The organism is Desulfofundulus sp., assembly GCF_049701015.1.
Taxonomy (GTDB): domain Bacteria; phylum Bacillota; class Desulfotomaculia; order Desulfotomaculales; family Desulfovirgulaceae; genus Desulfofundulus.
Genome location: NZ_JBNATZ010000095.1, coordinates 3843 through 8797, shown reverse-complemented (window position 1 = coordinate 8797; position 4955 = coordinate 3843). Strand labels below are relative to the sequence as shown.

At 55.9% G+C, this 4955-nt stretch carries 7 protein-coding genes; 3 read left to right on the top strand and 4 right to left on the bottom strand.

All coding sequences use genetic code 11. From position 1 onward, the window contains the following. Together ACPLUI_RS07555 and ACPLUI_RS07550 are read left to right on the top strand one after the other, a co-directional pair. Positions 1–177: chemotaxis protein CheB (locus ACPLUI_RS07555; RefSeq protein ID WP_424659658.1), on the top strand; the 177-nt coding region annotated here is incomplete at its 5' end. An 85-nt stretch (positions 178–262) separates the two neighbouring features. Then, on the top strand, positions 263–625 hold the full coding sequence (locus ACPLUI_RS07550; RefSeq protein ID WP_424659657.1) for a flagellar protein FlaG: 363 nt from the start codon (positions 263–265) through the stop codon (positions 623–625). Positions 626–629: 4 nt separating this feature from the next. Here the strand turns inward: ACPLUI_RS07550 and ACPLUI_RS07545 are convergent, their stop codons facing one another. From ACPLUI_RS07545 to fliD, 4 genes are all read right to left on the bottom strand, one after another. Continuing rightward, a complete protein-coding gene (locus tag ACPLUI_RS07545; RefSeq protein WP_424659656.1) occupies positions 630–1214 on the bottom strand; it encodes a Uma2 family endonuclease in 585 nt (194 codons plus the stop codon). 42 nt (positions 1215–1256) lie between these two features. Next, positions 1257–1661, bottom strand: coding sequence for a hypothetical protein (locus ACPLUI_RS07540; RefSeq protein ID WP_424659655.1), 405 nt, complete (start codon positions 1659–1661; stop codon positions 1257–1259). Positions 1662–2135: 474 nt separating this feature from the next. Then, complete coding sequence (fliS, locus tag ACPLUI_RS07535; RefSeq protein WP_424659654.1) at positions 2136–2531, bottom strand: flagellar export chaperone FliS; 396 nt, start codon at positions 2529–2531, stop codon at positions 2136–2138. Positions 2532–2639: 108 nt separating this feature from the next. Beyond that, positions 2640–4232, bottom strand: coding sequence for a flagellar filament capping protein FliD (gene fliD / locus ACPLUI_RS07530; RefSeq protein ID WP_424659653.1), 1593 nt, complete (start codon positions 4230–4232; stop codon positions 2640–2642). Positions 4233–4471: 239 nt separating this feature from the next. Here fliD and ACPLUI_RS07525 point away from each other — a divergent pair. Continuing rightward, positions 4472–4955: flagellar assembly protein FliW (locus ACPLUI_RS07525; protein WP_424659652.1), on the top strand; the 484-nt coding region annotated here is incomplete at its 3' end.

Genomic DNA, 4955 nt, shown 5'->3' with positions numbered 1-4955 from the left:
GGCCGGGACGGCGCCAGGGGCATGGCCGCCATCAGGGAAAAAGGGGGGCCCACCATCGCCCAGGACGAATCGACCTGCGTGGTCTTCGGCATGCCCAAAGCAGCGATCGACCTGGGGGCGGCGCTGAAGGTGGTCCCCCTGGGGGAAGTGGCGGAAGAGATCGTCAGGCTGGTGTAGGCTGTAAAACCTTATGGATTTATATCCACTTTGCAGAGCGAGCGGGAGCCAAAACAAGGTATAATCCAGGGAGGAGGTAATGATTATGAAAGTGGGAGCAGGTGGTTTACAGTCCTTAGCTTCCCAGGAGGCGGCACCGCTACGGCGTGTTGAGCCTCCGGCGGCGGTAAAACGGGAGGATGTCTTTCCCCAGGGTGCGCCTCCACCGGAAGAAGGGAGCTTCAGCCGGGAGGAACTGGTGGCCGCGGTGGGCCGCCTGAACCAGGCGGCAGAGGCTTACAACCAGCCCCTGGAGTTTCTGGTACGGGAAGAAGGGGATCAGATAAGGGTGGAGGTGGTTGACCGTCAAAGCGGGGAGATAAAAGGGGAAGTACCCGGACACGTCGTGCTGGAGGCGGCGCGGCAACCGCATAAAACCATCGGTTTACTCCTGGACCGGTACCTTTAAAACATTACTCATCACCTCTTTCCCCGGCCGGTTTCGCTACCTGAAATATTTCCCGGAGGGGAATTTCGATGCCCTGGATAGCTTTAAGGGGTAAGCTGTCCTGGGGGCCGAAAATTTCAGGCTTCCCATAGGTACCGTCTTCCCCCAGGTAATAGCGCTCAACATACCCGCCCAGGGGATCAACAATGAGGTATTCCTTGACGCCAAAGCGCTCGTACAGTGCCTTTTTTTCTCGTTTATCCCTGAGGGCGCTGTGGGTGGAGAGCACCTCGACGATTACCTCGGGCGGCCCCTGGACATTGGCCTCTGTAACCCTGGCCTGTTCGCATACCACCAGTACATCAGGCTGCACCACGTCGTATTCCGAAAGCACGACGTCGGTAGGCGCGACAAACGGCTCGCAAGGTGTGCCGGACAGAAGCCTCTCTAAACGGGCGTAAAAGCGTCCCACGATCTTCTGGTGAACAGTTGATGGGGAAGGGGTCATGTCGTAAGCCTGCCCGTCAATGAGTTCCCACCGTTCATCCCTGGACCACTTTAAATAATCGGCGTAGGTATACCTCCGGCTTGCTTTTGTGGCAGAAGGCATAATAACACATCCCCCATGTGGTTCTGTTACTTAATAGTATAATCATCCCCGCCGGTCTACAAAATAAGCTCCGGCGGCGCCGTTTTTCTGTATGTAGGCCCTGGCCCGCCCGGCCCTGCGGAAGTCCGTCAACGTGCGTGCCAGGCGGTCCCGCACCTTTGCGGCCAGCCGCAAGTTCTGCCGGTGGATACTGTCGATTTGAATCAGGAGAGCGGAGATTTCCGGCACGCCCGCACCGGTGTTCCCCACCCTGTCCAGCTCATCAATTTCCGCCCTTATATCATCAATGGCGGCGAGGTGCCGGGAGACAGCATCCACTGATTCCCCCGCTGCCGGCCCCTCCTGGAGCTCACACAGGTGCTCAAGCAAGGACTTCAATGCCAGCACTTCACCGTGCATTTCCTGCAGGAGCCTGAGTTTTTTTTCAGCCGCATTTTGTGAGTTCATTGTGGAATCATTCCTCCGGACTTCTGCTTGTTCAAGCCGCTTGTTGCAGTAAAACCGTTACCATCGGTACGGTGCCGCGTTGTCCAAAGCGAACGATTTGCGGAGCGCTGGTAACAGCACCCGGCGAAGCGAGGGTAACCGGACTGCGGCGTAAAACCAGCGGCACCGAAATGTAGCTTTAGAAAAGGTAACTTACTGAAACGGCAAAAAGATGACACTAAGGTGCAACTGCCATGCCGCATTTGCAGCGCCGCTAGTCCGGTCCGACGAAGCGAGCTGCGGTGCTGTCAGCGCGGAGCACTGGAGTAAGCGTGGACCCAGCACTCACTGGCATAGTAGCTCTACATAAAACCGGAGGTGTCGATTAAACCTGAAATATCAGGAGCAGAGCCGTATTTTAGTGAGTGCTGGGCGGCACCATAGCGGGGTCACTGAACACTTACCGCTGAGGTACACTCTCGGGCTTATACCTGATCAGCGGCCCGCCGCCTGCTCCACTTTCAGTTTGAGGGCCTGTTCCCAGGAGCCAGCCAGTTCTTCCAGCAACCCGGCCACCTCCTCCAGGACTTCCGCGTCCTTTTTTACATTTGCCTCCACAAGCCGCCGATACATATAATCGTAGAGTGCGGAAAGGTTTCTGCCGACCTCAATTTCCCGGTTGACGGTTTCCAGAAGGTATACGATGATGTCCTGCGCTCGCAAGCATGCCCGGTGCGCGCCGGGGATGTCCCGGGCGGCCAGGCAGTCCCTGGCCTGGCGGATGAATTTAACCGCACCGTTGTAAAGCATGAGCGTCAGCCGCCCCGGGTCGGCGGTGAGGACGGCGTTTTCCTGGTAATGCCGGTAGGGATTGGGGGCTACCTGCATCATTACAAGCTCACCTCTTTGGGATATGCGTTTCCTCTGGCCGGCTTTCTTTCAACCGTTTTTTGCTTTCGCTGCCGGTGTTTTGACCGGATACCGCAGCGGGTAAAATCCTTAACGGGCCTGGCCAGTGCCGAGTTGCTGGGCCAGCCAGGCACTCTGGGCGTTCATCTGCTGGATTGCCTGCTCCATGGTCGTGAATTGCTGCCAGTAGCGGTCCTCCATTTGCTGCAGTCGCTCCTGCATGGTGCTTATGCGCTCGTTCATGGCGGCTATCTGCCTGCCGATAGCGCTGTTGTCAGCGGTACTGTAGGAATTGCTGGTGCCGGCCCGGGCGGAAATAAGGGACATGGCGCTGTTGACGTCGTCGTAGAGCCGCATGGCGATGCCCTTCTCCGCATAGCTATCGGAACTCTTTGTAAATAAATTCATCACCCCGTCCGGGTCCTTCTGCAGGGCGTCCTTTAGCCTGGCTTCGTCAATGTAGAGTTTTCCCCCTTCCTGGTAGGAAAGGGTGGTGATGCCAACATCAGCCAGCGTGTCGTATCCGGCGGATAGCCCTGGCACAATAGCGGACATTGTAGCGCGCATCCTGGAAACCACGCTCTCCAGGAGACTGTCACCGCGCAGGAGGCCGCTCCTGGCTTTCTCCTCCCACTGCTTTTGCTGCTCGTCGGAGAGCTGTTGCCGCTGCTCGTCGGTAAGCGGCAGGTAATCCCTGTAGCGGGGTTCCGTGAGCTTGCCATTGATCTTATCTATAATTTCGTTATAGGCGTTGACGAAATCCTTAATGGCATTGAAAGCTGCATCGGTATCATTGGAAACGGTGATGGTGGCGGCGGCAGGGTTAGCAGGGTCGCCCTGTTTCAAGGTGAGGGTGATGCCGTTTATAGTTACGGTGTTCGAAGCGCTGGTTAAGCCAGTGGCATCGCCGAAGCTGAACTGGGCATCCTTACCGGTATAGGTGGTACCATCTCCTTTGAGCAAAAGCTTTAATGTGTTATTACCGTCCTCGAGGCTAGGATCCCCAAGCCCCCCATTGGCATCTTTATCTCCGGACAAGAAGTAGTGTACGTCGTTTGACACTTTTATTTTGGCAGTTGTTCCGGTAGAAGTAGTGGTGAGGAAAAAACGGTTTAAATTAGCATCGTAGCTGGCCGTGATGCCCAGATTGGCGGCGTTTATTGCCGAGACGACGGTGTAAATGCTGGCCGTGTTGGTGTCAAAAGAAAAATCCCTGCTGCCGTTAGCTCCTTCCAAAGTAAAAGTCAGAGTATCGTAACTCAGTCCGAATTGCTGTTTTAAATTTCTGGTTGACCCATCAGTATTAACTTCATCTGGCAGTGCAGCCTGGCTGCCTCTGGATACTCCCTGAGCCAGTTGTGTCACGGTTACGGTATACATCCCCGGCACGGCACTGGTGTTCGCCGAGGCACTGACAGCGGCCTCATTGGACGAAGAAGCCTTCCTGGCCTGGTATGTGGCCTGCAGCTTCATGTTGAAGACCTTGTCCCTGAAGGAGCGCAGGCTGTCGTAGATGGTTCGGTAGTCCTCCTGCTCCCAGAGGAGGATCTGCTTGTCCTGGTTCAACCGGTCCAGGGGTATCCTCTGCGCCTTCATCAGTTCCTTGATGATGGAATCGGTATCTATGCCCGACGCCAGCCCACCGATACGCAGGCTGGAAGTGGCCGATAGGATGGAAGTCATCCCGATCACCCTCACGTAAGTTCTACTATAAAAATATCGGAAGCCGGAGCGAAAACTTGATAAGACTTAAGACGCTCCTGGCTTCCAAAATAAAATTTCGGCTCCGAAAGTCTTGATCTTTTAAACTTTTAAGAGATATGATGATCTATACTAATGACCTTTCCGAATTGATCCAATTGCTGATTGAGTCAACCTGACCCCCCCATGCAGGCAGTTTTTGAGTGAATGGAGGAATAGCATTGGCATACGAATGGGGCAAAACCATCACCTTCCCCGCCGGGTTACCGGGCCTGCCCGCGGAATTGACCGCATTCGAACTGGTGGCCGCGGAGGAAGATTCGCCCTTTTTCTTTTTGCAGTCCTTGCAGGACGAAAACATCGGCTTCATCCTGATCAACCCCTTCGCCCTTTTCCCCAACTACGATTTCGACCTGCCCGAAGAGGATTCCCGAATCCTGGGCATAAAGGCCCCGGAAGAGGTGGCCGTCTTCTGCATTCTCAACGCCAGCCGGGGCCTGGCCCGAGCTACCGTCAACCTCCTGGCCCCGGTTGTGGTCAACACGGCTACCGGCACGGCCCGCCAGGTGATCCTGGTAGACGGACGATACTCCATCAAGCAGCCGCTGTTCGGGCCTCAGCCGGAAAACCGGGACCAGGCCGGACCCGAAACCGCATCCACCGGCGAATCCTGTCCGCAAGCCCGTTCCTGTTCCCAGCCCCATT

Excerpts from the sequence above, each read along its gene's own strand:
- ACPLUI_RS07550 (WP_424659657.1), top strand. The coding sequence starts at position 263 with ATGAAAGTGGGAGCAGGTGGTTTACAGTCCTTAGCTTCCCAGGAGGCG.
- ACPLUI_RS07545 (WP_424659656.1), bottom strand. The coding sequence starts at position 1,214 with ATGCCTTCTGCCACAAAAGCAAGCCGGAGGTATACCTACGCCGATTAT.
- ACPLUI_RS07540 (WP_424659655.1), bottom strand. The coding sequence starts at position 1,661 with ATGAACTCACAAAATGCGGCTGAAAAAAAACTCAGGCTCCTGCAGGAA.
- fliS (WP_424659654.1), bottom strand. The coding sequence starts at position 2,531 with ATGATGCAGGTAGCCCCCAATCCCTACCGGCATTACCAGGAAAACGCC.
- fliD (WP_424659653.1), bottom strand. The coding sequence starts at position 4,232 with ATGACTTCCATCCTATCGGCCACTTCCAGCCTGCGTATCGGTGGGCTG.